Origin of the sequence: Streptomyces misionensis (assembly GCF_007896895.1) — a bacterium.
Classification (GTDB): Bacteria; Actinomycetota; Actinomycetes; order Streptomycetales; family Streptomycetaceae; genus Streptomyces; species Streptomyces misionensis_A.
Genome location: NZ_VOGW01000044.1, coordinates 43,341 through 68,907, shown reverse-complemented (window position 1 = coordinate 68,907; position 25,567 = coordinate 43,341). Strand labels below are relative to the sequence as shown.

Below are 25,567 nucleotides of genomic sequence, written 5' to 3'. Positions count from 1 at the left end.
CGGCGAGGACGGCCCGCAGCAGCGCCACGTACGCCCGGGCGAAGGCGCGCATGGTGGCGGCGTCGAACAGGGCGGTGGCGTACTGGAGGATGGCGGCGATGCTGCCGTCCGTGCGCAGGGTCAGGTCCAGGAAGACGTCGAGGGGCGTCTCGGTCAGCGGCGGCTCGACCAGGGTGACGTCCAGTCCCGGCATCCGCACCGGCCGGATCGGGGAGTTCAGCAGGGTGAAGGAGGCCTGCGCGAGCGGGTGCCGGGACAGGTCGCGGGAGCCGCCCAGCGCGCCGACCACCAGGTCGAAGGGGGCCTCGGCGTGCGAGAGGTCGGCCGGCACCCGCCCGCGCACCCGCTCCAGGAGCGCGTCGAAGCCGGGCCGTCCGGACAGGTCGGTGCGCAGCACGACGGTGTTGACCAGCGGCCCGATCAGCTCGGCGGCGCCCCGCTGGGCGCGGTCGGCGAGGGTGCTGCACACGGCGACGTCGGTGCGGCCCGCCCAGTGGCCGAGGAGCGCCTGGTAGGCGGTGAGCAGCACCATGTAGCGGGTGACGCGCCGGGAGCGGGCCAGCCCGTCCACGGCGGTGACCAGGTCGGCGGGCAGGTCGAAGCGGACGACGTCGCCGGAGCCGTCCCAGCGGCGGGGCCGGGGCCGGTCGGTGGGCAGCTCCAGCGGGGTCAGCCCGGCCAGCCGGTCCCGCCAGTGCCCGAGCAGCCGCTCCAGCCGCTCGCCGGTCAGCCGTTCCGCCTGGGCGCGGGCGAGGTCAGCGTACTGCCGGGCGGGCGGGGCGACGGTCTCCCCCCGGTAGCCGGCGGCCAGTTCGTCGAGGAGCACGCCCCAGGACCAGCCGTCCACGGCGATGTGGTGGACCTCGATCAGCAGCAGGTGCTCGTCGTCGGCGACGCGGGCGAGGGTGGCGCGCACCGGGTGCTCGGCTCCGAGGTCGACCGGCCGGCCCAGGCACCGGGCGTAGAGGTCGGCGGGCCCGGTCGCGGTGATCCGGCGCAGGGTGGGCCCGGCGGTCGCGTCCACGACCGGCACCGGCTCGCCGTCGACGGCGGTGAACCGGGTGCGCAGCACCTCGTGCCGGGCCACGATCCCGGCGAGCGACCGTTCCAGGCGGTCGGCGTCGAGGGTGCCCCGCAGGCGCAGGACCAGCGGGAGCATCGAGCCGGTGGCGGAGCCCGCCAGCTGGTCCAGGAACCACAGCCGGCGCTGGGCGAAGGATGCCGTGCGGGTGTCCACGTCGTGCGGTGCCCCCTCGGGGGCCGGGCCTGTTGTCACTGTGAGCCTCCCAGCCGTGTTTCCCAGCAGCGTGCCGCCGGTCGCGCACGGCCCCCAGGGAAGAAGAGGCAGCGGTGTGCGCAGAGTCGGCTGCGGTTGTGGGGAGGGGAGGCAGGTCATGGGCGGTCCGTGCGGTGCCGGCCCGCGGTGTCACCGGCGGTCCGCCCGTGCGGGGGCCCTCGCGGGACGGGCACGACACGCGGAGGGCGGCACCGGGAGTCGGTCCTCCGGTACCGCCCTTCAAGGGACGCCCGCGTGCGCGTCCGTTTCCGCCGGTCCGCTACCGGCCGCCGTGGACCCGCAGCCGGCCGTGCGGGTCCGGCACCCGGCCCTGGTGCAGGTCGCCGAGCGCGTCGCGCATCTCCAGGGTCAGCGGGCCCGGTTTCCCGCCGCCGATCGTCCAGCGGTCGGTGCCGTCGCACACCTCGCCGACCGGGGTCACCAGCGCCGCCGTGCCGCAGGCGAAGGTCTCCGTGACGAGGCCCGACGCGCTCTCCGCGCGCCACTGCTCGACACAGACCCGCTCCTCGCGCACGGTGTACCCGCGGCGCGCGGCGAGGGTGAGCAGGGTGTCGCGGGTGACGCCGGGCAGCAGGGTGCCGGTGAGCGGCGGGGTGACCACTTCGGCGGCGGTCGATCTTCGACTCCGCTACGGTGCGCACGACCTCGCCCTTGACGAAGATCTGGCCCGGGCCATTGCCGGAGGCCGCGCCCAGGTGGAGGGGGTGGTCGCAGGACTCGGCGAGGAGTTCGTAGGCGCGGACCACCCCGGCGAGCCGGCCCCGATGGCGGCGAAGACGTAGCGCGGCTGGAAGTGGATGTCGGGCGCTCCCTTTGCCCGGCCACGCCTCGTCGCTCACCCACGGATCCCTGTCCACAGGTAGCAGGGGGTGCGGTAAATGTCGGCTCTACATTCGTTATGAAGCTCGCTCCACGTCACCTCTCGGGCGCGGGGAGGCCCCGGCGGGAATGGCTCAGATGAAGATGAAGAAGAGGACCAGGATCACCACCACCGCCACGACGAACCAGATCAGCGCGTGCCGGTGCCCGGTGGTCGGCCGGTCCTCCGGGCCGCCCCCACGGGGCCGGTCCTCCGCCATCTGCGGATGCTCGGGTCGGTCCTTGGAGTAGAAATCGTCGCCGCCTGCCATGGTCTCACCCTCCTTCCATGACCGCGCCCGAGTACCCGCGAACCCCTGGCCTCATACGACACGCCGCCCGGGCATCGTCCTGCGGAGAGTGCCTGCGGTGCTTCGGTCAGCCCTTGCTCAGCGCGTCCTTCGTCCGGTCGACCATGGCGGCGAAGGGGCCGGTCAGCCACTGGGCCGCGGGGGAACCCGCCACCGTGGGGTGGGGGTGGGTAGGCGCCATGCGCTCCACGGACTGGAGCCGGCTCCCCATCTTCCGCAGCTGGTCCTCCGGGCACCCTGCGCGCACGGCGGGGAACTCCTGCTGCTCCTCGCTCTCGGCGTGCTCCAGGACCGACGTCTCGAACCGGGCCAGCCGGCGGATGAACTCGTCGCTGTCCACGTCCATCTTCTCCAGCTCGGACAGGACCTTGTTGGCCTCGGCCTCCTCCGCGTTGCGGGCGTCGGCCTCGGCCTTTCCGGCCGTGTCGGCGGCGACCGGCCGCAGGATCATCTGCTCGGCGGTCTCATGGACGGCGAGCAGGGCGCGCAGCTCGTCGAAGGCCTTCTGCTTCTGCTCACCACTGGACTGCTTCACCTTGCCGAACAGCTCCCTGATGCGGGCGTGCTGCTCCAGCAGGATCGCCACGACATCGCCCTCCGGCAGCCGCGCGGCCTGGTCGCGGTCCTTCTGCGCGTCACCCATGATCGATCGCTCCTCGTCGGTCTCGTGTCGGCGGTACGGTGCGGATCTCCGGCCGGCGTACGGTCCGGGCGTCTGCCGCACCCTGAGTACCCGCTCCGGCCACTTCGATCGCGGCGTTTCACCCGAGCGGAAGCATCCCGGCCGCGGGGGCAGGGCATGATGACGGGCAGGCGCCGTCCGAGGGGGAGGTCCCGTGACCACCGTGCCGCACGAGGAGACCGGACAGGAGGAGGAGCCGACGATACGGCTCCACCGCTGGTGCGCCACCTGGCCGGACAACGATCCGCACGCCAACTTCAAGTCGGACGTCGTCCTCTACGGCCGGCTCGATCCGCTGGCCACCCTGCGCGGCATGTCGGAGAGCCTCGGCATCCCGGTGGGCGCCCTCGCCCGTTATGTGCTGGCGCGGTGGGCCACCGGCGGCAGCGGCGGGCTGCTGGAGATCGGGCCCGTGATGGTGCACCGGCTGTGGGAGCCGATCGCCGAGGCCGAGCGGCAGGACAGCGACGGCGAGCGGTTGCGGGCCTACCACCGGCTGCGGGAGATGATCGCCTGGCTGAAGCTGCCACTGGACGAACCGTCCGTGTATCCGGCCCAGTACGAGGACACCACCGACACCGCGGACACCACCGACACCAAGGGCTGAGCGGGCTCCGGGGGAGATCGGGGATGCTCGGCCGCGTCCGGCATAGTGGCCCCGGGCATCGGCCCGCGCTTTCCGTCAGACCGTCCCACACCCGCCAGGAGCCCCCCGTGTCCGTACCCGGTGTCACCCCCGTCTCCAGCCGCGACCGCTCCCCCAAGCCGCCCGTCCCGCACGCCGCCGTCGGTGTGGGGGTGATCGTCCTCGGCGACGAGGGGCTGCTGCTCGGCCGGCACCGGCGGGGCACGCTCGAACTGCCGGGTGGCACCGTGGAGGCCGGGGAATCGCTGGAGGAGACCGCGGTCCGTGAACTCGCGGAGGAGACCGGGCTCGTCGCACGGACCGAGGACGTCAGGCTGCTGGGCACGCTGGTCGACCATGTCGAGGACGTCGTACGGGTGACGGTCGGCGCCGTCGTCACCGCCTGGCGCGGCCGCCCGGCGACCCGGCCGGACGAGCGGGTCGGCGACTGGGCCTGGTACCCGCTGGACCGGCTGCCCGACGGCCTGTTCGTGTGCAGCGCCCAGATCCTCACCGCCTGGCGCCCCGAACTGCCCGTCACGCACGCGCCGGCGCACTTCACGCCGTACGCCTGAGCACTGATGTCGATGCCGTCGGCTCCCTGGCGGGCGGCAGGCGGCCACGACGCCGGCGCGGCGCGGTACGAGCCGGTGCAGCGCTTTCGTGAGCCATGGCCGTCGCGGATCGAGGTGGTGGGGCCCCCGAACAGGCGGACCAGAACAGTCGGACCAAGCGGGGGACGGCGGTCGACTGCTTCGTCGTGAGCCGGGGCCCGGGCATCGTTGCGCAGTGCCTCGCCCAGACGGCTGACGATCACCCGGCGGCATCGGCAACGCGCGCCGCCACCGTGGTCATGGCGGAGCCGTACGGATTCCGTCAGGGATTTCCGGGTACGTTCGTCGGGGGCCGGCCGCAAAGCGAGGATGGAACGGCGGAGGCACTGATGTCGATCCTGCTTCACCTCGGCCACGGCGGCCGCACGGTGGCTTTCCTGCCGCCGGTGTGGACGCGGATGCCCGCTGCCGACCGCATCGGTGTGGCCGCTGTCGTCATGGCGGCAGCCTTCCTCGCACTGGTCGTCGGCACAAGGGTGTGGCAGGCCCGCCTCCGCCCGCTCGGGCGTGGGCGCGACAGGAGCACGGAGCCGGTCGACAGCTCGTGGTTCACCGCAGACACGCTCGACGGCTTCCCCGCGGACGCGGTCCGCGCCGTCTGCGAGGAAGGGGATGCCCCGCCCTCAGGTCGGCTTTACGAGGCGTGGGTGCTGGCCGCCCATGGCACTGCGAGGAGCGCCGTCTGGCTGGAGAGGAACCTGGACCTTCCTCCCGACGCGGCACGCCTGATCGTCGAGGCCGCCGAAGCCAGGCGCCGTGCGCCGCCTGCCCGGGACGCTTCGCGCGAGGCGGCGACTCCGCCCGGCCTGGGCGCGGGGCACGGCCGGTAGCGGTGTTGCCGACCGGGTAGCGCGCGGTCAGGCTCCGCCGAGCTGGACTGCTTTCACGAGCAGCAGCAGGGCGCTGAGGATCAGGTAGCCGCGCAGCGCCAGCATGCCGAGTCGGGTGCCGGCGGACCAGCGCACCGGCTGGAGAAGGGCCAGGGGCGGCATACGCCAGGCGAGCTTGTCGGCCTGTGACATCAGGGGAACCGGCCGTGCGGGCGCGCGGCGCCGGGCCGCGTACACCGCGGCGGCGGCCACGATCAGGCCCGTCACCAGGGCGGCGGCCAGCCAGATGGTGAGCCGGGTGACGTTGACTCCGGGGAAGAGCGTGGTGGCCATGAGCGTGCCGGAGAGCATCAGCAACACGGCGATGATGACGGTGGCGAGGATGTTCAGCCAGCGCGGATTGACCCAGGGTCCGAGCACTTCGGTGTCGTTGCACAGCAGGAGCAGGAACACGCTCGCCGAGGGCAACAGCAGTCCGGCCAGCGCCTGCACGGCCTCGGTGATGAGGCCGAGCGGCGCGCCCGGCAGCAGCACGACGGCGGCCGCGACCAGGACCAACAGACTGTAGGAGGCGTAGAACGGCTTGGCCTCGCCGAAGCTGCGGTGCAGGGAGTGGCGCAGGTGGAAGACGTCGCCGAAGGCATAGCTGGTCGCCAGGGTGACGGCCGCCGCTCCGATGATGCTGGCGTCGAGCAGGATGACGGCGAACAGTACGCCGAGGACGGTGTCATGGCGGGCCAGGGCGTCGGCGACTCCGCCGGCGTCGGTGAAGTGGCCTTGCGCGGCGGTGTCCCGGGTCGCGAAGTCGGCGATCATGACCAATGCGGCGGCGCCCGCGACGACCACGAGGGAGCCGAGCACCGTGTCGGCACGCTCGTACCCGATGAAGCGCGGGGTGATGCGCTTGTCGATGACGTTGGACTGCTGGAAGAACAGCTGCCACGGAGCGACCGTCGTACCGACGATCGCGATGATCAGCAGGACCGCCTCGCCGCTGACGCCCCCCTGGATACCGGGCACCACGAAGTCGTGAGCCGCGCGGCCCCAGCGCGGCTGGGACATGAAGGTCAGCGGGATCAGCAGCAGGCTGGCCCCGATGAAGGCGAACATCGCCCGCTCCCAGCGGCGGAAGGAGCCGCTGGCGGTCACGGCGATCAGCAGGACGGCGGCCACCGGGACGACGACGTACGGCGAGGCGCCGAGGTGTTCCGCGGCCAGGGAGACGCCGATGAACTCGGTGACGATGGTGAGGAAGTTGAGCAGAAAGAGGTCGCCGACGCTGAACCACCCCCAGAACCGCCCGAACCGCTCGGTGATCAGACGTGCGTGCCCGACACCGGTGACCGCGCCCAGCCGTACGACCATCTCCTGGTTGACGATCAGAACCGGGATGAGCAGGAGCAGGACCCATAGGAGCGAGTAACCGTAGTTCTGGCCCGCCTGAGCGTACGTGGCCACGCCGCCGGCGTCGTTGTCGCCGACCATCACGATGATGCCGGGACCGACGATGGCCAGCAGGGTCAGCAGTCGGGCCTTGAGGCCGGGGCGCTCCCCCGCGCGTTCACGGGGAACACGGCCGAAGGCGCCCTGGATCTCCCCGATGTGCGCCTCGTCGCGCACGGCGCTGCGCCTCGTGGGACGGACCGGTGGCGTGGCCGGCTTCCTCACGGACCCGGTGGCCGGGTGCTTTGGGGGCCCTTCCGGCGGTTGCTGCTTCGCCGGAAGCCGTTCGTGCTCCGGCGGGCGAGGCTTGGCCGGTTCGGCGGAGCGGTCGGCGTGGCCGGGCGGCTCGGGACGCTCCGGCCCGGGGCGGGCCGGAGGTTCCGAGCGGGCGGGCCGGGCCGCGGGCTCGTGGCCGGCGGGCCGCTCCGAGGGCCCCGGGCGACCCGCTCCGCCCGTGGGCCGGTCGTCCGCGTTCATGGTCCGGGCGGCATGTCGTGCGGGGAGGACTCGAGTGCGGGCTCTCCCGGGTGGTGGGCGGGATGGGGGGCCGGCTCGCGTCGGCGCCAGTCCTCCGGGATGACCGCGTCGAGGACGTCGTCGACCGTGATGACGCCCAGGAGGCGCTCCTCGTCGTCGACCACCGGGACGGTGAGCAGGTTGTAGTCGGTCATGAGCAGGGCGACGTCCTCGACGTCGGTGTCCGGCCCGGCCCGTACCGGATCGCGGTCGGCGACCTCCTCCAGTCGCGCCGCCGGATCGGCCTGCAACAACTCCACGAGGGGTGCCACGCCCAGCAGCCGCCGTTCCTCCCCGATCAGGTACACGCTGGTCAGTGCCTGGGGCTGCAGGGCGCGCGCCGCCCCCGCCGCCCGCAGTGCTTCGGCGACGGTGCTGGTGCCCGCCATGGCGAGTACGTCGAGCGCCATCAGCCCGCCCGCGCTGGAGGGGTTGAAACCCATCAGCGTCAGCACCTTGGTGCGCTGCCCGGACGGGAGCGCGTCCAGAACGGGTTGTCGGCGGCTCTGCGGCAGGTCGTTGAGGGCGTCCGCGGCGTCGTCGGCCCGCATACGGGCGAGCACCTGGGCGATCTCGGCGTCGCTGCGTTCACCCAGCAGGCGGGTCTGCGAGTCCGGTTCCAGTTCCTCGAAGACGTCGGCTTCCAGCTCGGGATCCGCGTGAACGGTCTGCAGGATCTCGTGCGACTCGGTGCGATTGGCGTCCTCCAGCAGATCGGCGAGGTCCGCCGGCCTCAGTCTTCCGAGGCGGGCGAACGGCCCGCGGGCCCGCGCGGAACGGGCATGACCGATCAAAGGCTCGAAGCACTTCCAGTCCCGCCAGTCCGGCCGGGCCGTCCGGCCCCCGAGCAGTCTCCTCAGACGCGGGGGCCTCCGGGTGTCCAGGCAGGTCAGCACCCACTGGTCCAGCCGCTGCTCCAGCTCGATGTCGTAGGCCCTCACCAGTTCGACATCGGCGACATCGATCACCCGGTGGCCCAGCACATCCGCCCGCAGCAGCACCTCGCCCTCGCGCCGCTCGAAGCGCCGTAGGTCCACCCGGGGGCTCGCCAACGTGATCTTGTCCCGGTCCAGGTCGGTGACCTGCTCGGCGGGCAGGAAGACCTCGCGGCCGCCCACGCGTACGACCAGTCCGGTGACCAGCGGATAGTCATGCCCGCGGAGCCGCACGATGACGTCGACGAGTTTTCCCACCACCTCGCCGTCACCGCCGACCACCGGCCGTCGGAGCAACTGGGCGAGATACACCAAGCGATCCACACCCCCACGCTAGACATACACCCCGAATAGGCACACCTGGAGGAGTAGGTTCGCGGTACGTGACCCAGTCGTGCCATGTCCGCGGATCACGACGACTGGGCACGGTTCGGTGCCGCGGTCGGGGACCGGGTGAGGCGCGCCCCGGGCGACGCGCCGTCGGACCGGTCGCGTCGCCCGGCGGGCCCGGGGGTTACAGCGCCCGTTCCAGTCGCTGCGCCATCAGCTTGACGAAGCGGGCCGGCTCCTTCGGCTGGCCGCCCTCGGCGAGGACCGCCAGGCCGTGCAGCAGCTCGGCGGTCTCGGCCACGTCGGCGGCCTCGCCGCGCTCGGCGTACGCCTGGTTGAGGCCCTTCACCAGCGCGTGGCCGGGGTTCAGCTCCAGGATGCGCTTGGCGGTGGGCACTTCCTGGCCCATGGCCCGGTACATGTTCTCCAGGGCCGGGGTGAGGTCGCCCGTGTCGGAGACGACACAGGCCGGCGAGACGGTGAGCCGGGAGGACAGGCGCACCTCCTTGACGTCGTCCGCCAGGTGCTTGCCCATCCAGCCGAGCAGCCCGGCGTACTCCTCGCTCCGCTTCTCCCGCTCCTCGTCGTCGGCCTCGGCGTCCTCGCCGTCGAGGTCGATCTCGCCCTTGGCGACGGACCGCAGCTTCTTGCCCTCGAACTCGCCGACGGCGTCGACCCACACCTCGTCCACCGGGTCGGTGAGCAGCAGCACCTCGATGTCCCGCGCGCGGAACGCCTCCATGTGCGGGGAGTTCTCGATGCTCTGCCGGGACTCGCCGGTCAGGTAGTAGATGTCGTCCTGGCCGTCCTTCATCCGCTCCACGTACCGGGCGAGCGTGGTCGGCTCGGTGTCGTGGTGCGTGCTGGCGAACGACGAGACGGCGAGGAGGGCGTCGCGGTTCTCCGCGTCGGTGACCAGGCCCTCCTTGAGGACGGTGCCGAACTCCCGCCAGAACGTGGCGTAGCGGTCCGACTCCTCGCCCATCAGGTCCTTGACGGTGGACAGGACCTTCTTGGTCAGCCGGCGCCGCATCATCTCGATGTGGCGGTCCTGCTGGAGGATCTCGCGGGACACGTTCAGCGAGAGGTCCGCCGCGTCGACGACGCCCTTGACGAAGCGCAGATACGGCGGCAGCAGCGCCTCGCAGTCGTCCATGATGAACACGCGCTTGACGTACAGCTGCACCCCGCGCCGGAAGTCCCGGGTGAACAGGTCGTGCGGGGCGTGCGCGGGCAGGAAGAGCAGCGCCTGGTACTCGAAGGTGCCCTCCGCCTGGAGGCGGATGGTCTCCAGCGGGTCGCGCCAGTCGTGGCCGATGTGCTTGTACAGCTCGTGGTACTCGTCGTCGGACACCTGGTCGCGCGGCCGGGCCCACAGCGCCTTCATGGAGTTGAGCGTCTCGGGCTCGGGCTCGCCCTCGTCGGACGCGGCGGCGCCCTCGGGCGTCATCCGGATCGGCCAGGTGATGAAGTCCGAGTACCGCTTGACGATCTCCCTGATCTTCCAGGGCGAGGTGTAGTCGTGGAGCTGGTTCTCCGGGTCGGCCGGCTTGAGGTGGAGGGTGACCGAGGTGCCCTGCGGCGCGTCCTCGACCGTCGTCAGGGTGTACGTGCCCTCGCCGCGCGAGGTCCAGCGGGTGCCCTGGGCCTCGCCCGCGCGCCGGGTCACCAGGGTGACCTCGTCGGCCACCATGAAGCCGGAGTAGAACCCGACGCCGAACTGGCCGATGAGCCCTTCCTCGCCCGCCGCGTCCTTGGACTCGCGCAGCTCCTTGAGGAATTCGGCGGTGCCGGAGTTGGCGATGGTGCCGATGAGCCGGCCGACCTCGTCGTACGACATACCGATGCCGTTGTCCCGCACGGTGAGGGTGCGGGCGTCCTTGTCGATGTCCAGCTCGATGTGCAGGTCGGACACGTCGGCGTCGAGCGAGTCGTCCTTCAGCTTCTCCAGGCGCAGCTTGTCGAGCGCGTCGGACGCGTTCGAGACAAGCTCGCGCAGAAAGACATCCTTGTTCGAGTACACCGAGTGGATCATCAGCTGGAGCAGCTGACGCGCCTCCACCTGAAACTCAAACGTCTCCGTCGGCATGTTCGCGGTTACCTCACAGGTCCTGTCGTCGGAACTGGCGGCAGCCACTGTAAAACACCTCGTCAGGGCGGGGGGCCGGATCAGCTCCACAAGGCCTGGGCGAGGGCGGCGCCGGTGAAGGCGGCGCCGAGCCCGGCGACGACGCTCGCCACCACGTTGGCGGCGGCGAAGAAGCGTGCGCCGGTCTCGGCGAGCCGCAGCGTCTCGTAGGAGAAGGTGGAGTACGTGGTCAGCGCGCCGCACAGCCCGGTGCCGATCAGCAGCTGGGCGTCGGAGGACATCCCGCCGGCGACGACCGCCCCGGTGACCAGGCCGAGGACGAGGCTGCCGACGACGTTGACGGTGAAGGTGCCCCAGGGGAAGACGGTGTCGTGCCTCGACTGCACGGCGCGGTCGGTCAGATAGCGCAGCGGTGCGCCCACGGCGGCCCCGGCGACGACAAGCAGCCAGTTCACGAACTCTCCTTGATCTCATGGCCGTTGTGGCGCACGGCCGGGCAGTGGTCGACGGTCACCGGGTCCTCGCCGCGGGGCAGCGGACGGCTGGTGCGGATCGGGGAGACCGCCCCGAAACCCCTACGCCGCGCAGCACGGTCCGTGTCGTCATGACACCCGCCACGCGATGACACGGCGGGTGAGGCGGGCCGTCGTCCACACGGCCGCGAGGGCCCCGAGCATCGTGGCGGCGAGGTCCAGCAGGCCGGTGGTGACCCGGCCCGCGCCGGTCAGGCGCTCGACGTCCACGACGTAGGTGGAGAAGGTGGTGAACCCGCCGAGCACGCCGGTGCCGAAGAAGGGCCGGACCAGGCGGTGTCCCGCCCGCAGACCGGTGAGGACCGCCATGAGGACGCCGATGGCGGCGCAGCCGGCCACATTGACCCAGAGGGTGGTCCAGGGAAACGCTCCGGCCTCGGTCGGCCACAGCCGGGCGGCGCCGTAGCGGGCGCACGCGCCGAGGGCACCGCCCGCGGCCACCGCCGCGAGGACCGGCAGCCGTCCGCGCCACGGGGCGTGCCGCCGGGCGGACACGGGCGCCTCGATGCCGGCGTCGGCGGACTCCTCGATCCGGACCTCTCCCACCTGGGCCTCCTCGGTACCGGCGCCGGGCATGCCGGGGCGCGCTTCGTCGTGAGGAGGGACCATTGGCGGCGACACTGCCGCGGTTGGGTACGGCGGGACCCACCGCCGTGCGGGGACCGAGGTCGCACCGCGCATCCAGGATAGCGCGGGCGCGGACGGTCCGATCACCGGCCGCCGGGGCCCGGGCGGCCGCCGGTGAAGTCGATTGCCGGGGCCCGGCCGTCCGCACATCATGCGGGGATGCGCTTCTCCGTGAACGTGCCCAACTTCGGTGACTTCGCCGACCCCCGTGCCGTCGCGACCCTGGCCGCCACCGCCGAACAGGCGGGCTGGGACGGGTTGTTCGTGTGGGACCATGTGCTGCACCGGCGGCACCAGAAACGCCCCTTCGCCGACCCCTGGATGCTGCTGACCGCCGCCGCGCTGACCACCTCGCGAATCCGCCTGGGCACGCTGCTGACGCCGGTCCCCCGGTACCGTCCGCAACAACTGGCCCGCCAGGTCGCCACGTTGGACCGGCTCAGCGGCGGCCGGGTGGTCTTCGCGGCAGGCCTCGGCGGCCCGGTCGAGGACGAGTACGCGAGCTTCGGCGACACCGCCGGGCCGCGCGAGCTCGCCGGGCGGCTGGACGAGGGCCTGGAACTGCTGGCCCGCTTATGGTCCGGCGAGCCGGTGGACCACCAGGGCCGGCACTACACCGCCCGGGACATGACACTGCTGCCCGCCACCGCGCAGCGGCCCCGCCCGCCGGTCTGGATCGGCGGATTCTGGCCGCACCGCGGGCCCATGCGCCGCGCGGCCCGCTGGGACGGCGCGGTGCCGCTCTTCGAGACCGCCCGCCACGGGCAGGTCCCGGACGTGACGCAGGTGCGGGAGCTGATCGGCTTCGTGCGCGAGCAGCGGGCGGGCGGGAAGGAGCGGGAGGAGCGCCCCTTCGAGTTCGTCCTCGGCGGGGCCACCGACCCCGCCACGGCCCGGGACGTGATCGGCCCGCTGCGCGACGCGGGTGCCACCTGGTGGGACGAGCGCCGGCTCCAGGGCGGCCCCGACCTGGACCGCCTGGCCCCGGTGCTGCGCCGCGTGGAGGCGGGACCGCCGACCCTCTGAACGCCCCCACCGGCAGAACCGACATACGCCAACGCATCGGTCTGAAACGAACAGCAGAATTGCGACCGCGAGGGCGTCCGCTCCCACCGGCCGGCCCGGTCCTCAGCACACCGTGCGCGGCGCGCGCCCGGTGACCCCGCAGGTCACCGGCGCCTCGGCGGGCGGTCCGGCGCGGTGCTCGGCGCCGCGCGGCCACACCACCTCGACGTCGACGCCATGACTGCGGGCGTAGGCCACCAAGTGGGCGGTCGCGTCCCGGCCGTTGGACGGTGAGCCGTCCCAGACCGCGAGCAGCCGGCCGCACGAGCGCACCAGGGCCTCGTCGGCCGTGATGCAGGAGGCGCGGTCGGCGGGGTCGTAGTCGAGCAGGCGCACCATCTGCGACAGCAGCAACAGCTCGCCGGCCGCCTTGCGGTCCGGCTCGGCGACGTACGCGGGCACGCCCCGGCGGGCCGGCAACACGGTGACCAGGGCCAGCCCGGCCGCCCGCGCAGCCCGTCCGAACGCCACGGGCAGCCCCTTGCCGGCCCGGACCAGTCCGGCGCGGCCCGCGCGGGCGCGGTCGGCCAGCCGGGGGCGCAGTTCCTCCTCCACGAGGGCCAGCGTCGGCGCGGTGAGATCGTGATGTCCGACGACGGCGATCACTCCTGGCCTTTCCTTCTCCGCATGCGCCGATCATCGTCATCGGCGGCCGGCGCGCACAGAGGCCTGTCGGTCGCGATTTCGGAACCGACAGACCCCTGGACCTGACGCGCACGGTGTGCTCCGCGGGTCCGCCGCGGCTGTCACCGCTGCGGTCCGATCAGGATCTTCCCGTGTCCGGCCGCGGGGGCCCCGAGGTGGCCGGGACGCCCCGGCCCCCGACCGTCCCGCCCTTCACGCCCCCGTGGTCGACCCCGGGCGGACGATCATCAGGACGGTGACCGTGGCCCACAGCAGGTTGAACAGGCCGGTGAGCATGGCCAGCCGGGCGGGCGCCCGGAGCACGGGGCCCGGGGTCCCGTCCTGGAGGGCGTCGAGTTCGCCGCTCTGCGCAGGCAGCAACAAAAGGGCCAGGACAGCGGCGGCCGCGGCGGTCAGGACGGTCGAGGCGATCAGCCAGGCGCTGCCCATGACGCCCATCACGCCGGCCGTGGCGAACCCGAGGACCGGGACGGCCGCGCCGACGGCGGCGTACACGCGGCAGATGCGGTGCAGCAGCCGCAGAGTGCCGAGCGCGTCCCGGTCGCCGGGTGCCTGGTGGGCGCGGCGCAGGGCCGGCGGGAACATGCTGGCGGCGACGGTGACCGGGCCGACGGCCACGACGGCGGCCAGGACGTGCAGGCAGAGGAAGAGCTTCGTCACGGTCGGTGCCCCGTCCCCGCCCGCTCGGCGCGGCGTTCGCCGGTGACCCGGGAGGCCGGGAGGCGCCCTGCCCGGGAGGTGCCGGTGAGGGTGTCGCCGGCGAGGGTGACGGCGAAGGTCAGGTCGAGGCGCAGGGGCTTGGTGACGGACTGCCGCCAGGTGAGCCGGTCGCCGTCGCGCACGAGGTGGGTGAGCGGTACCTCCTGGCCGGCGCCCTGGGCGGTGCCGGTGAGGACACCGTCGTCGTACCGGAAGCGCGTGACGGCCTCGATCCTTCCGACGGGGGTGGCGATGGTCAGGTCCCAGGTGCCTTCGGGGGACATGCGGGTGTTCCTTCTGTCGGGGGGTGCGGACGGATCAGAAACGGGCGGGCGTCGGGCCCTGGGCGCGCCAGACCGTGCCCCGGCGCTCGTGGGCGAACAGTTCCTCGACGGCGTGTGCGACGCGCGGGCCCACCTCGCGTTCCAGCAGGTACAGGGCCAGGTCGAGCCCGGAGGTGACGCCCGCGCCGGTGACCAGGTCGCCGTCGTCGACGACACGGGCGGACACCGCGTGGGCGCCGGTCGCGTCGAGCAGGTCGAGGCCCAGGTGGTGGGTCGTGGCATGGCGGCCCTCCAGCAGGCCGGCCATGGCCAGGACGAGGGAGCCGCCGCACACGGCGCTCACCGTCACCTCGGGGTTCTCCATGGCGGCCGTCAGCAGCGCGGGCAGCTCGGTCTCCAGGGTGCGGCGGAGCAGGACCGGGATGAACTCGTCCTGCCGCCACGGCCCGTCGCCCGCGTCGTCGCCGGGGACCTCACCGGGTTCGCCCACGCGGCCCGAGGCGCCGGGGACCAGGACCAGGCCGGGCCGCGCGGGGTCGAGGGCGGCGGTGGCGCGCAAGGTCAGCCCGCCGGTGCCTGCGACCACCTCGCGCGGTCCCTCAGCGCTGACCAGTTCCACACCGACGGCGCCGGACGCGGCGGTGCCTCCGGCGTACAGCACCTCGAAGGGGGCGATGACATCGAGCGGATCGAAGCCGTCGAACAGGACGATCTGGGCATGCATGAGCGGTCCTTCACCAGCGGAGCCAGGGGGAACGCCCGGCGAGCGCCGGGCAGGGCTCGAACGTAACGGGCCGCCGCCGGGCCTCCCAGTGGCATTGACGACGATCTTCAACGGAAAAGTGACAAGCCTCGGAGATGGCCCGTGAACTGGTGCTTCAGGAGGCCCGGGCGGGGATTTCCCGTCCGGCGGGCGGGTATCGTCGCGCCATGCTCACCGTCGCCGTTCTCGCCCTGGACCGGGTGATCCCGTTCGATCTCGCCACCCCGATCGAGGTCTTCAACCGCACCCGGCTCCCGGACGGCCGCGCCGGCTACCAGGTCCGGGTGTGCGCGCAGCGGCCGGAGATCGACGCCGGGGCCTTCGCGCTGCGCGCGCCCTGGGGCCTGGACGGGCTCGACGGCGCGGACACGGTCATCGTGCCCGGTACGGCCACCCCCCAGGTCTCGCCCGGCCGGGAGGTGTGCGACGCGCTGCGCGCCGCCGCGGCGGACGGCACGCGTATCGCGTCCATCTGCACGGGCACCTTCCCGCTGGCCGCCACCGGCCTGCTGGACGGGCTGCGGGCCACCACCCACTGGGCCGCCGCCGGCCTGCTGGCCGCCGCCCACCCGCGGATCGAGGTCGACCCGGACGTCCTGTACGTCGACAACGGGCAGTTCCTCACCTCGGCCGGCGCGGCGGCGGGCCTGGACCTGTGCCTGCACATGATCCGCCGCGACTACGGCTCGGCCGTCGCCGCCGACGCCGCCCGGCTGTCCGTCATGCCCCTGGAGCGCGAGGGCGGGCAGGCCCAGTTCATCGCGCACGACCACGCGCCCGCTCCGGGAGGCTCCGCCCTCGAACCGCTGCTCACCTGGCTCCAGGACAACCTCGGCCGCGACCTCGCCCTCGCGGACATCGCCGCCCGCGCCGGGACCAGCACCCGGACCCTGATCCGCCGCTTCCGCGAGCAGACCGGCAGCACCCCGCTCCAGTGGCTGCACCGGGCCCGCGTCCGCCAGGCCCAGCACCTCCTGGAGACCACCGAGCACTCGGTGGAACGCATCGCCGCCCAGGTCGGCTTCGGCTCGCCGACCGCCTTTCGCGACCGTTTCAAACGCACCACCGGCGTCAGCCCCCAGACCTACCGTCGCACCTTCAGCTGACACCGGGACGGCCGGACGGGCGGCGCCGGCCTCCTTCGGCGACATCCCGGGCCGGGTGCCGATCGCTTAAGCTGCCGTTGACCGGGGTGCCGTGCGGCCCGCACCGGCCCGCGGACAGACATCCGGTCCGGTGTGGCGGCGGTGCGCGCTGCCGAAGGAGGCACACGGATGCGGGACATCGCACAGGGCCTTACCTCCTGGAGTGCGTCGGGCAGGCGGTTCGCGGTGGCGACGGTCGTGCGGACCTGGAAGTCGGCGCCGCGCCGGGCCGGCTCGTCGCTGGCGGTCGCCGAGGACGGAGAGGTGATCGGAAGCGTCTCCGGCGGCTGTGTCGAGGGCGCGGTGTACGAGCTGGCGAGCGAGGTCCTGCGGACCGGCGAGCCCGCCCTCGTCACCTACGGGGTGAGCGACGACGACGCGCTGGCGGTCGGCCTGACCTGCGGCGGGATCATCGAGATCCTGGTCCGGCCGGCGGGTGCGGGCCGCTTCCCGGGGCTGCCCGGAGTGCTGGCGGCGATCGGCGCGGGCCGGCCGGTGGCGGTGGTGTCGCCGCTGCCCGTCGAGGGGGGCGGTGCGGAGCCCGAGCCCACGAGGGCCCCGGCCGGGCAGCTGATCGTCACCCCCTCCGGCACGGAGGGCACGCTCGGGGACGCCCGGCTGGATTCGGCGGTGACCGAACGGGCGCAGGGGCTGCTGGCGCAGGGCGCCACCGGTGTGGTGCGGCTCGGGCGGTCGGGCGAGGAGCGGCGCGACGACCTCGCCGTGTTCGTGGAGTCCTTCGCGCCGCCGCCCCGGATGCTGGTGTTCGGCGCGATCGACTTCGCCTCCGCGGTGGCCCGGATCGGCAAGTTCCTCGGCTACCACGTCACCGTGTGCGACGCCCGCCCGGTCTTCGCCACGCGCCGGCGCTTCCCGGACGCGGACGAGCTGGTGGTCGACTGGCCGCACCGGTACCTGGAGTCGGCGGAGGTGGACGAGAACACGGTGATCTGCGTCCTCACCCACGACCCGAAGTTCGACGTGCCCCTGCTCCGGCGGGCGTTGCGCACCCGGGCCCGCTACATCGGCGCGATGGGCAGCCGCCGTACGCACGAGGACCGGCTGCGGCGGCTGCGCGAGGAGGGCATGAGCGAGGCCGAACTCTCCCGGCTGTCCGCGCCCATCGGCCTGGACCTGGGCGCCCGCACCCCCGAGGAGACGGCGGTCGCCATCATGGCGGAGATCATCGCGCTGCGATGGGGCGGGACGGGGCGGCGGCTGACCGAGACGACACCGCTGCCCATCCACCGCTGACGCCGGCCGTCGGCGGCGGTCCTGCGCGGGCCGCCGCCGGTGGGACGGCTCAGCCGGGGAAGACCATCTCGTCGCGGCCGAGGCCCGCGAAGACGCCGGAGACCCGGCGGGCGATGTCCGCCGCCGTCAGGCCGACGCGGGCCAGCACCCGGTCGCGCTCGGCATGTTCGAGGAACTCGACGGGCACGCCGAAGTCCCGTACCGCTACGTCGACTTCGGCGTCCCGCAGGGCCTGGGCGACGGCGGCGCCGACGCCCCCGGCGCGCACCCCGTCCTCGACGGTCACCACGAGCCGGTGCCGGGCGGCGATGCCGGGCAGCGCCGCGTTCACCGGCTTGATCCAGCGCGGGTCCAGCACGGTCGTGCCGATGCCCTGCTCGGCGAGCCGGTCGGCGACTTCGAGGCACATCGGGGCGAGCGCGCCGACGGACACGACGAGCACGTCGCGGCCGTCCTCGGCAGAGCCGCGCAGCACGTCCATGCCGGCCACGGTGCCGACGGCGGGCACCTCGGGGCCGACCGTGCCCTTGGAGTAGCGGACCACCGTGGGCCCGTCCGCCACCTCGACGGCCTCACGCATCTGGGCGCGCAGTTGTCCGGCGTCGCGCGGCGCGGCGATGCGCAGGCCCGGTACCACCTGGAGCACGGCCATGTCCCACATGCCGTTGTGCGAGGCGCCGTCGTCACCGGTGATGCCGGCCCGGTCGAGCATGAAGGTGACCGGGCAGCGGTGCAGGGCCACGTCCATCAGCAGCTGGTCGAAGCACCGGTTGAGGAAGGTCGCGTACACCGCGACCACGGGGTGCAGTCCGGCCGTGGCGAGGCCGGCCGCGCAGGCCGCCGCGTGCTGCTCGGCGATGCCGACGTCGAAGAACCGGTCGGGGAACCGCTCGGCGAAGGGCCCGAGGCCGGTGGAGCGCTGCATGGCCGCCGTGATCGCCACGATGTAGTCGCGCTCGGCGCCGAGCCGGACCATCTCCTCGCCGAAGACGGTGGTCCAGTCCCTGCCGGAGACGGAGACCGGCCTGCCGGTCTCGGGGTCGATCACCTTGACCTGGTGGAAGCGCTCCTCGGACTCCTCGGCGAAGCTGTAACCGCGGCCCTTCTCGGTGATGCAGTGCACGATGACCGGCCCGCCGAACCGCTTGGCGCGGGCCAGCGCCGACTCCAGCGCCTCGGTGTCGTGGCCGTCGATCGGGCCGACGTACTTGAGGCCGAGGTCCTCGAACATGCCCTGCGGGGCGATGAAGTCCTTCAGGCCCTTCTTCGCGCCGTGCAGCGCGTCGTAGACCGAGCGGCCGACGATCGGGGTGCGGTCGAGGACGGCCTTGGTGCGCTCCAGGAACTGCTCGTAGCCGTCCGTCGTGCGCAGGGCGGCCAGATGGGTGGCGAGTCCGCCGATGGTGGGGTTGTACGAGTGGCCGTTGTCGTTGACGACGATGACCAGCGGGAGCGTCTTGTCGGCGGCGATGTTGTTCAGCGCCTCCCAGGTCATCCCGCCGGTGAGCGCCCCGTCGCCGACCACCGCGACCACCGAGCGGTCCCGGCGGCCGGCCAGCCGGTCGGCCTTGGCGATGCCGTCGGCCCAGCTCAGGGCGGCGGAGGCGTGCTGGTTCTCCACGATGTCGTGGGGCGACTCGGCGCGGCTCGGATACCCGGACAGACCGCCCTCCTTGCGGAGCCCGGAGAAGTCCTGGCGGCCGGTCAGCAGCTTGTGCACATAGGTCTGGTGGCCGACGTCGAAGACGATGCGGTCCCTGGGCGAGTCGAAGACCCGGTGCAGCGCGATGGTCAGCTCGACCACGCCCAGGTTCGGCCCCAGGTGGCCGCCGGTGCGGGAGACGGCGTCGACGAGGAACGCGCGGATCTCGTCGGCCAGCGTCCCCAGGTCGCCGGCGTCGAGCTTCTTCAGGTCCTGCGGGCCGTGGATCGTCTCCAGAACGCCCATGCGTCAATCTCCTTCGGCGCTGCGGGTGGCGGGGGCGCTCCACACTGGCACGGCCGCGTCGATCGACTGCGGATTCGGCCGAATCCGGGCGGGGGACGGCGGCCGCCAAGGTAGTGGAATATTGAACTACCCGGCTCGGTTGTGAGCGGCGAAGGAGGTCACCAGTGGACACCAAGTACTACGACCACGGCACGCCGGCCGAGCGCTGGGAGCGGGCGCGGGCGTTCTTCGACGCGAAGGACTACGCGGGGGCGGCGCGGGTGCTGGCCGGGCTGGTCGAGGAGGTGCCGGAGCAGACCGCGCCCCGGCTGCTGCTGGCGCGCGCCTACTACCACTCGGCCCAGCTGCGCCGTGCGGAGGCCGAGCTGCGGACCATCGTGGACCGCGACCCCGTGGAGCACTACGCCCGGCTGATGCTGGGCCGCACGCTCGAACGGCAGTCCCGGCACGAGGAGGCGCGGCAGCATCTGCGCATCGCCTCGGCGCTCGCCGGCGACTTCGCCGAGCAGTGAGCCGGGCGCCTCGTGCGCCCCGGGGCCGCCGTGGCATCCTGGCGCGATGGCACCCGACCGTGATCACGCGCCGCTCACCGAACGGGTCGAGGAACTCCTCGCCGCCGGCGGCCCCCTGCCCATCGTCGCCGCCGGCCGGCCGGTGCTGCGCCGCGCCACCGAGCCGTACGACGGCCAGCTGGGCCCCGCCCTGCTGGCCCGCTTCGTCGAGGCCCTGCGCCTGACCATGCACGCCGCGCCGGGCGTGGGCCTCGCCGCGCCGCAGGTCGGCGTGGAGCTGCGGATCGCGGTCCTGGAGGACCCGGCGCCGGTGCCGGAGGAGATCGCCGCGGCCCGGGGCCGCCGCCCGCAGCCCTTCCGGGTGCTGGTCAACCCCTCCTACGAACCGGTCGGCACCGCGCGGGCCGCGTTCTTCGAGGGCTGCCTCAGCGTGCCGGGCTGGCAGGCGGTGGTCGCGCGGCACGCCGAGGTACGGCTGCGCGCCGAGGACGAACACGGCCGCCCGCTGGACGAGATCTTCACCGGTTGGCCCGCCCGGATCGTCCAGCACGAGACGGACCACCTCGACGGGGTCCTCTACCTCGACCGCGCCGACCTGCGCTCGCTGTCCACCAACGAGGCGGTCGCGGCGCTGTGGTCCCAGCCGTCCCCGGAGACGGCCGCCGAGGCCCTCGGCTTCCGGCTGCCGTGACCGTCCGCCGCCCGCGCCCCGAAGACCGGTCGCACCGCCGCGCTCGGTCCGCGTAGGCGCGGGCCCGCAGGGCCCGGAGGCGGGCGCGGGCCGCCGGGGACCGCGCCCGCCGTCCCCTCGTGACCTCCCGGCCGGGAAGCCCCCGGCCCGGCCGAGCCTCAGCGGCTGCCGAGCATGTGCTCGACCGCCAGCTGGTTGAGGCGGGAGTAGTGGTAGCCGCGGTCGCGGGCGGCTTCGACGTCGAACTCCTCCTCGCGCAGGGACGCGTGGCTCTCGTCCGCCGCGACGGTGGGCACGGCCAGCTCGTCGATCCGGCAGGCCCGCATGGCCTCCTGCACCTCGGGGTCGGCGCGGAAGGCCCGGGCGCGCTCCCTGAGGATCAGGTAGGTGCGCATGTTCGCCTCGGCCGAGACCCACACGTCCTCGGCGTCCTCGGTGCGGCCGGGCTTGTAGTCGAAGTGCCGCGGACCGTCCCAGCCGCTGCTCTCCAGCAGGTCGACGAGGAAGAACGCGCTCTTGGTGTCACCGTGGCCGAACACCAGGTCCTGGTCGTAGCGCGGACCGTGCTGGCCGTTGAGGTCGATGTGGAAGAGCTTGTCCTGCCACAGGGCCTGGGCGATGCCGTGCACGAAGTTGAGCCCGGCCATCTGCTCGTGCCCGACCTCCGGGTTGAGCCCGACCATGTCGTGGTGCTCCAGCGTGGAGATGAAGCCGAGGGCGTGGCCGATGGTCGGCAGCAGGATGTCGCCGCGGGGCTCGTTCGGCTTGGGCTCCAGGGCGAAGCGCATCTTGTAGTTCTGCTCCTTGACGTATCCGGCGAGGTAGTCGATCGCCTCGCGGAAGCGTTCGAGCGCCACGCGCACGTCCTTGGCCGCGTCGCTCTCCGCGCCCTCCCGGCCGCCCCAGAACACATAGGTCTTCGCGCCGAGTTCGGCCGCCAGGTCCAGGTTGCGCATCACCTTGCGGATCGCGTGGCGGCGCACGTCGCGGTCGTTGGAGGTGAAGGCGCCGTCCTTGAACACCGGGTGCTTGAACAGGTCCGTGGTGGCGGCGGGCACCACCAGGCCGGTCTCGTCCAGGGCCTTGCGGAACGCGGCGATCGCGGCGTCCCGGTTGCGCTCGACGGCCAGCAGGTCGTCGTCGTGGAAGGTCACGCCCCAGGCGCCGAGTTCGGCCAGCCTGTGCACCGTGCGCACCGGGTCCAGCGGCGCCCGGGTCGCCTCGCCGAACTGGTCCCGCTCCTGCCAGCCGACGGTCCACAGTCCGAAGCAGAACCGGTCGTCGGGAGTGGGCTGAAAGCTCGTCATGCGCGCTCCTGTCCGACGACCGCGATCGCGGGCAGGGGCGAGGCCGGTGCGACCCCGTTCGCGCCACCCCGAGATCGGAAGGAACACGGGCATAACGTGACGACCGACCCACCGGAACCCGATTCCAGAGCCCCCACACCCCCCTCGACCCGATCGGGCCAGGGCCATGGGCGCGGGCATGGCGGATATTAATCCAGGTGGTTGCCGAAATACGCGGCCGTCGCCTGCGTGTGCCGGGCCCCGTCCGCCGGGAGCCGCGCCAGGCCGACCCGAGCGGCTTCACAGCAGGCCGGCGCGGTCGGCGGGGTCCCCTCCACTAGCCTTGACCCATGCCACCGGACATCCGCGAGCCCATCCGTCATGCCTCGATGCGGGAACGGAACCTGGCCGTTCTGCTCGGGGTGATCGCCGAGCACCAGCCGGTCACCCGGGCCCGGCTCGCCGTGCTCACCGGCTTCACCAAGACCACCGTCTCGAACCTCGTCGCGGTGCTCGCCGAGGCCGGCCTCGTGCACGACGGGGACATGCTGCACGAGGGCGACCGCGGCCGCCCGGGTATCGGCGTGGCAGTCAACGGCGCGGGCGCCGCGGGGCTCGGGCTCGAAGTGAACGTCGACTACCTGGCCGCGGCCGTGCTCGACCTCGGCCGGCGGGTGCGCTACCGGCTCCTGGTGGCGGCGGACAACCGCGACCGCAAGCCCGGTGAGATCGCCGCCGCGCTGGCCCGGCTGGCCCGGCAGGCGGTGGACTCCGCGAACGAGCAGGGCCTGCCGGTGATCGGTGCGAACGTCGCGCTGCCCGGCCTGGTCGACCGCGCCGGAATGCTCCGTGCCCCCAACTTCGCCTGGCGTGACGTGCCGGCGGAGGACTTCACCGACCTGGGCCTGTCCGGGCTGAAGCTGCCGACCGGGGCGGAGAACGAGGCGAATCTGGCGGCGCTCGGTGAACTGTGGTTCGGCGCCGGGCATGCCACGCTGGGCGACTTCGTGCACGTGTCCGGGGAGATAGGCGTCGGCGCGGGCGTGGTGCTCGACGGCCGGGTGTTCCAGGGGGCGCACGGCTACGCGGGGGAACTCGGCCATCTCCAGGTGGATCCGGCCGGCGAGCCGTGTGCCTGCGGCGCGCGCGGCTGCTTGGAGCGGGTCGCGGGGCGGGACGCGATCCTGCGGGCCGCCGGCCTCGGCGACTCGGCCGCCGCCGTGGGCTCGTTGGAGCCGCTGTCGGCGCTGACGACGCTGCTCGACGCCGGTGACCGGGAGGCGATCGAGGCGGTACGGCGGGCGGGCGATGCCCTGGGCCGGGCGCTGACGGCCGTGGTCAAGGTGCTCGATCCGGACTCGATCGTGCTCGGCGGCATCTTCTCCGCGCTCGCCGCGTGGACGGCCCCTTCGGTGGAGGCGGCGCTGCGCGCCGGCGGCCTCTACGGACAAGTGCCGACCGTCGCGGTCTCCTCGCTCGGCAAGAACGCGGCCGTACTCGGCGCCGCGGGCCAGGTCGTCGAGCACGTCTACGCCGATCCCGCGCTGCTGCTGCGCTGACTTGGCGCACGCGCTCGGTCGCCTCCGGGAGGTGGAGGCGAGCGGCTTCTCCGAGCAGACATGCTTGCCGGCCGGGCCACCTTGCCCAGGGCGTCCCGGCCCGGCGGGGGCCGGCGTCACCCCGGGCAGCGGTGGGGCCGGCTGTTCTGCGGAGGCGCCGATGAGGACGGCCGGCGGATCGGCGAGCAGGGCGGAGAAGCCCGGGTTCGACGGCGCCCACGAGAACGGTGTCCTCACCGCGCCGGCCGACGCGTAGCCAGTCGCCGACCCGGTGCGGCGCGACCCGCGACCACGTCGCCCCGGTCGGCGGCGGAGACGACCGCGCGCACCACCTGCCGGCCGGTGCCCTGCGGATCACGGCCGGTGGCGGGCAGGGCCCGTCCACCGCCTCCGCTTCGAGGCAGCCGCGCGCCACAGCCGCGGAGGCTGCCGTCACACGGGCTGACGATCATGTGGCCGGCCTCGCCGCCGCACCCGTCCGTGCCGCGCAGCAGCCGGCCGTCGGCCACCCCGCGCCACCCTGAAATCGGCCGAAGCCGGTGACGAATCGGCCACGTCGCCGCAACCTCGGGAACAGGCCCGGGCTCGCGGCCCTCACGGACGGCCCATCGGCCGTGTGCACGGGGGGAGTTGGCCTATCGTCGAAGCCCGCATTCCGTGCCCGGCCGGTTCGCCGCCCGACCACCCGGCGGCCGGCCGCACCGCTTTCCCGCCGTCCGGAAGGAACCCCGCCATGACCGCCCCGCAGGCCTTTCCCCTGAAGCCCGCCCCGATCCGTGTGCCCGACGAGGTCCTCGACGACCTGCGCGCCCGGCTCGCGTGGACCCGTGCGCCGGTGGACGAGGGGAACGAGGACTGGTCCTACGGCGTCCCCGCCGGCTATCTCCGCGAGCTGATCGCCCACTGGCGGGACGGCTACGACTGGCGCAAGGCCGAGGCCGCCCTCAACGTCCACGAGCACTACCAGGTGAGCGTCGCCGGAGTCCCGGTGCACTTCCTGCGCGAGCCCGGCCGCGGCCCCCGCCCGATCCCGTTGATCCTCACGCACGGCTGGCCGTGGACGTTCTGGCACTGGTCGAAGGTGATCGGGCCGCTCGCCGACCCGGCCGCGTTCGGCGGCGACCCCGCCGACGCCTTCGACGTCATCGTGCCGTCCCTGCCCGGCTTCGGCTTCCCCGGCCCGCTCACCGGCTTCCCGGACGTCAACTTCTGGAAGGTCGCCGACCTCTGGCACATCCTGATGACCGAGACGCTGGGGTACGAGAAGTACGCCGCCGGGGGCTGCGACATCGGCGGGATCGTCACGAGCCAGCTCGGCCACAAGTACGCCGACGAGCTGTACGGCATCCACATCGGCTCCGGGCTGCCGCTCGACTTCTTCACCGGCCCGCGCGCCTGGGACTTCGCCCGGAACCGGCCCCTCACCGACGACCAGCCCGCCGACGTCCGGGCCCGCATCGCCGAGCTGGACCGCCGCTCGGCGTCCCACCTCGCCGTGCACATGCTCGACGGCGCCACCCTGGCCCACGCCCTGAGCGACTCACCCGCCGGACTGCTCGCCTGGCTGCTGGAACGCTGGCACGCCTGGAGCGACAACGGCGGTGACGTCGAGTCCGTCTTCACCAAGGACGACATGCTCACCCACGCCACGATCTACTGGGTGAACAACTCCATCGCCACGTCGATGCGTTACTACGCCAACGCCAACCGCCACCCCTGGTCCCCCGCCCACGACCGCACCCCGGTCGTGCAGGCCCCGGTCGGCCTCACTTTCGTCCGTTACGAGAACCCGCCCGGCGTCCACACCGCCGAGGAACGCGTGCGGGCGTTCGAGACCGGCCCGCAGGCCCGCTGGTTCAACCACGTCAACGTCAACGCCCACGAGCACGGGGGCCACTTCATCCCCTGGGAGAACCCCGACGCCTGGGTGGGCGACCTGCGCCGCACCTTCCGCGGCCGCAGGCCCTGAACGGCTCCCCGTCCGGCCGGCGGGGACGTCGGCCGGACGGGATGCCGCCCCGTTCGG

At 73.3% G+C, this 25,567-nt stretch carries 24 protein-coding genes and 1 pseudogene; 10 read left to right on the top strand and 15 right to left on the bottom strand.

Going from position 1 to position 25,567, the window contains the following annotated elements; genetic code table 11:
* From FRZ03_RS08195 to FRZ03_RS08185, 4 genes are all read right to left on the bottom strand, one after another.
* The coding region (locus tag FRZ03_RS08195) for a condensation domain-containing protein (protein WP_261398715.1) at window positions 1-1,276 on the bottom strand (1,276 nt) is incomplete at its 3' end.
* A 280-nt stretch (window positions 1,277-1,556) separates the two neighbouring features.
* Window positions 1,557-1,898, bottom strand: coding sequence for an aminotransferase class IV (locus FRZ03_RS08190; protein WP_146464497.1), 342 nt, complete (start codon window positions 1,896-1,898; stop codon window positions 1,557-1,559).
* Between the two features lie 352 nt (window positions 1,899-2,250).
* Window positions 2,251-2,427, bottom strand: coding sequence for a hypothetical protein (locus tag FRZ03_RS38900; protein WP_186785303.1), 177 nt, complete (start codon window positions 2,425-2,427; stop codon window positions 2,251-2,253).
* A 106-nt stretch (window positions 2,428-2,533) separates the two neighbouring features.
* Window positions 2,534-3,109 carry a hemerythrin domain-containing protein gene (locus FRZ03_RS08185; protein ID WP_146464496.1) on the bottom strand — a complete coding sequence of 192 codons (576 nt, stop codon included), beginning with the start codon at window positions 3,107-3,109 and terminating at the stop codon, window positions 2,534-2,536.
* A 193-nt stretch (window positions 3,110-3,302) separates the two neighbouring features.
* Between FRZ03_RS08185 and FRZ03_RS08180 the strand changes: the two genes are divergently transcribed.
* The 3 genes and pseudogenes from FRZ03_RS08180 (at window position 3,303) to FRZ03_RS08170 (ending at window position 5,217) form a co-directional block, all read left to right on the top strand.
* The gene (locus tag FRZ03_RS08180; RefSeq protein WP_146464495.1) at window positions 3,303-3,755 is read left to right on the top strand and encodes a DUF6027 family protein; all 453 of its coding nucleotides are present in this window, start codon (window positions 3,303-3,305) and stop codon (window positions 3,753-3,755) included.
* A gap of 131 nt (window positions 3,756-3,886) precedes the next feature.
* A pseudogene (locus FRZ03_RS08175) lies at window positions 3,887-4,348 on the top strand (NUDIX domain-containing protein); the annotation flags it as partial.
* Between the two features lie 95 nt (window positions 4,349-4,443).
* Window positions 4,444-5,217, top strand: coding sequence for a hypothetical protein (locus tag FRZ03_RS08170; RefSeq protein ID WP_146464493.1), 774 nt, complete (start codon window positions 4,444-4,446; stop codon window positions 5,215-5,217).
* Window positions 5,218-5,244: 27 nt separating this feature from the next.
* On the opposite strand, the gene FRZ03_RS08165 is transcribed toward FRZ03_RS08170, so the two are convergent.
* The 5 genes from FRZ03_RS08165 to FRZ03_RS08145 all read right to left on the bottom strand — a co-directional run bounded on the left by FRZ03_RS08165 (window position 5,245) and on the right by FRZ03_RS08145 (window position 11,639).
* Window positions 5,245-6,837: an NRAMP family divalent metal transporter gene (locus tag FRZ03_RS08165; RefSeq protein ID WP_261398713.1), complete on the bottom strand. Its 1,593-nt coding sequence runs from the start codon at window positions 6,835-6,837 to the stop codon at window positions 5,245-5,247.
* 296 nt (window positions 6,838-7,133) lie between these two features.
* Window positions 7,134-8,435, bottom strand: a complete 1,302-nt coding sequence (locus FRZ03_RS08160; RefSeq protein ID WP_146464491.1) for a magnesium transporter MgtE N-terminal domain-containing protein — start codon at window positions 8,433-8,435, stop codon at window positions 7,134-7,136.
* A gap of 190 nt (window positions 8,436-8,625) precedes the next feature.
* On the bottom strand, window positions 8,626-10,530 hold the full coding sequence (htpG, locus tag FRZ03_RS08155; RefSeq protein WP_146464490.1) for a molecular chaperone HtpG: 1,905 nt from the start codon (window positions 10,528-10,530) through the stop codon (window positions 8,626-8,628).
* Window positions 10,531-10,610: 80 nt separating this feature from the next.
* Window positions 10,611-10,985 (bottom strand): fluoride efflux transporter CrcB, encoded by a 375-nt coding sequence (gene crcB / locus FRZ03_RS08150; RefSeq protein ID WP_146464489.1) that lies wholly within the window; start codon window positions 10,983-10,985, stop codon window positions 10,611-10,613.
* Between the two features lie 147 nt (window positions 10,986-11,132).
* Window positions 11,133-11,639 carry a FluC/FEX family fluoride channel gene (locus FRZ03_RS08145; protein ID WP_146464488.1) on the bottom strand — a complete coding sequence of 169 codons (507 nt, stop codon included), beginning with the start codon at window positions 11,637-11,639 and terminating at the stop codon, window positions 11,133-11,135.
* 210 nt (window positions 11,640-11,849) lie between these two features.
* Here FRZ03_RS08145 and FRZ03_RS08140 point away from each other — a divergent pair, with 210 nt between their 5' ends.
* Window positions 11,850-12,716 (top strand): LLM class flavin-dependent oxidoreductase, encoded by an 867-nt coding sequence (locus FRZ03_RS08140; protein ID WP_146464487.1) that lies wholly within the window; start codon window positions 11,850-11,852, stop codon window positions 12,714-12,716.
* Between the two features lie 102 nt (window positions 12,717-12,818).
* Here FRZ03_RS08140 and FRZ03_RS08135 read toward each other — a convergent pair whose 3' ends face one another.
* From FRZ03_RS08135 to FRZ03_RS08120, 4 genes are all read right to left on the bottom strand, one after another.
* Window positions 12,819-13,361, bottom strand: a complete 543-nt coding sequence (locus FRZ03_RS08135) for a hypothetical protein (RefSeq protein WP_146464486.1) — start codon at window positions 13,359-13,361, stop codon at window positions 12,819-12,821.
* A gap of 231 nt (window positions 13,362-13,592) precedes the next feature.
* Entirely contained in the window at window positions 13,593-14,060 is a 468-nt protein-coding gene (locus FRZ03_RS08130) for a hypothetical protein (RefSeq protein WP_146464485.1), read from the bottom strand.
* The gene (locus tag FRZ03_RS08125) at window positions 14,057-14,383 is read right to left on the bottom strand and encodes a hypothetical protein (RefSeq protein ID WP_146464484.1); all 327 of its coding nucleotides are present in this window, start codon (window positions 14,381-14,383) and stop codon (window positions 14,057-14,059) included. Before FRZ03_RS08125 ends, FRZ03_RS08130 begins: the two co-directional genes overlap by 4 nt.
* A gap of 34 nt (window positions 14,384-14,417) precedes the next feature.
* Window positions 14,418-15,107, bottom strand: coding sequence for a DJ-1/PfpI family protein (locus tag FRZ03_RS08120; protein WP_146464483.1), 690 nt, complete (start codon window positions 15,105-15,107; stop codon window positions 14,418-14,420).
* A gap of 206 nt (window positions 15,108-15,313) precedes the next feature.
* Between FRZ03_RS08120 and FRZ03_RS08115 the strand changes: the two genes are divergently transcribed.
* Both FRZ03_RS08115 and FRZ03_RS08110 read left to right on the top strand, forming a co-directional pair.
* Entirely contained in the window at window positions 15,314-16,252 is a 939-nt protein-coding gene (locus FRZ03_RS08115) for a GlxA family transcriptional regulator (RefSeq protein WP_146464482.1), read from the top strand.
* Between the two features lie 168 nt (window positions 16,253-16,420).
* On the top strand, window positions 16,421-17,545 hold the full coding sequence (locus FRZ03_RS08110; RefSeq protein WP_146464481.1) for an XdhC family protein: 1,125 nt from the start codon (window positions 16,421-16,423) through the stop codon (window positions 17,543-17,545).
* Window positions 17,546-17,594: 49 nt separating this feature from the next.
* Here FRZ03_RS08110 and dxs read toward each other — a convergent pair whose 3' ends face one another.
* Window positions 17,595-19,493 (bottom strand): 1-deoxy-D-xylulose-5-phosphate synthase, encoded by a 1,899-nt coding sequence (dxs, locus tag FRZ03_RS08105; protein WP_146464480.1) that lies wholly within the window; start codon window positions 19,491-19,493, stop codon window positions 17,595-17,597.
* Window positions 19,494-19,657: 164 nt separating this feature from the next.
* Between dxs and FRZ03_RS08100 the strand changes: the two genes are divergently transcribed.
* Window positions 19,658-20,005: a tetratricopeptide repeat protein gene (locus FRZ03_RS08100; protein ID WP_146464479.1), complete on the top strand. Its 348-nt coding sequence runs from the start codon at window positions 19,658-19,660 to the stop codon at window positions 20,003-20,005.
* A gap of 46 nt (window positions 20,006-20,051) precedes the next feature.
* A complete protein-coding gene (locus tag FRZ03_RS08095; RefSeq protein ID WP_146464478.1) occupies window positions 20,052-20,696 on the top strand; it encodes a peptide deformylase in 645 nt (214 codons plus the stop codon).
* A 158-nt stretch (window positions 20,697-20,854) separates the two neighbouring features.
* Here the strand turns inward: FRZ03_RS08095 and xylA are convergent, their stop codons facing one another.
* Window positions 20,855-22,003 (bottom strand): xylose isomerase, encoded by a 1,149-nt coding sequence (gene xylA, locus FRZ03_RS08090; protein WP_146464477.1) that lies wholly within the window; start codon window positions 22,001-22,003, stop codon window positions 20,855-20,857.
* A gap of 329 nt (window positions 22,004-22,332) precedes the next feature.
* Between xylA and FRZ03_RS08085 the strand changes: the two genes are divergently transcribed.
* Both FRZ03_RS08085 and FRZ03_RS08080 read left to right on the top strand, forming a co-directional pair.
* Window positions 22,333-23,541: an ROK family transcriptional regulator gene (locus tag FRZ03_RS08085; protein ID WP_261398707.1), complete on the top strand. Its 1,209-nt coding sequence runs from the start codon at window positions 22,333-22,335 to the stop codon at window positions 23,539-23,541.
* A 733-nt stretch (window positions 23,542-24,274) separates the two neighbouring features.
* Window positions 24,275-25,510 carry an epoxide hydrolase family protein gene (locus tag FRZ03_RS08080; protein WP_146464476.1) on the top strand — a complete coding sequence of 412 codons (1,236 nt, stop codon included), beginning with the start codon at window positions 24,275-24,277 and terminating at the stop codon, window positions 25,508-25,510.
* The last annotated feature ends 57 nt before the right edge of the window (window positions 25,511-25,567 follow it).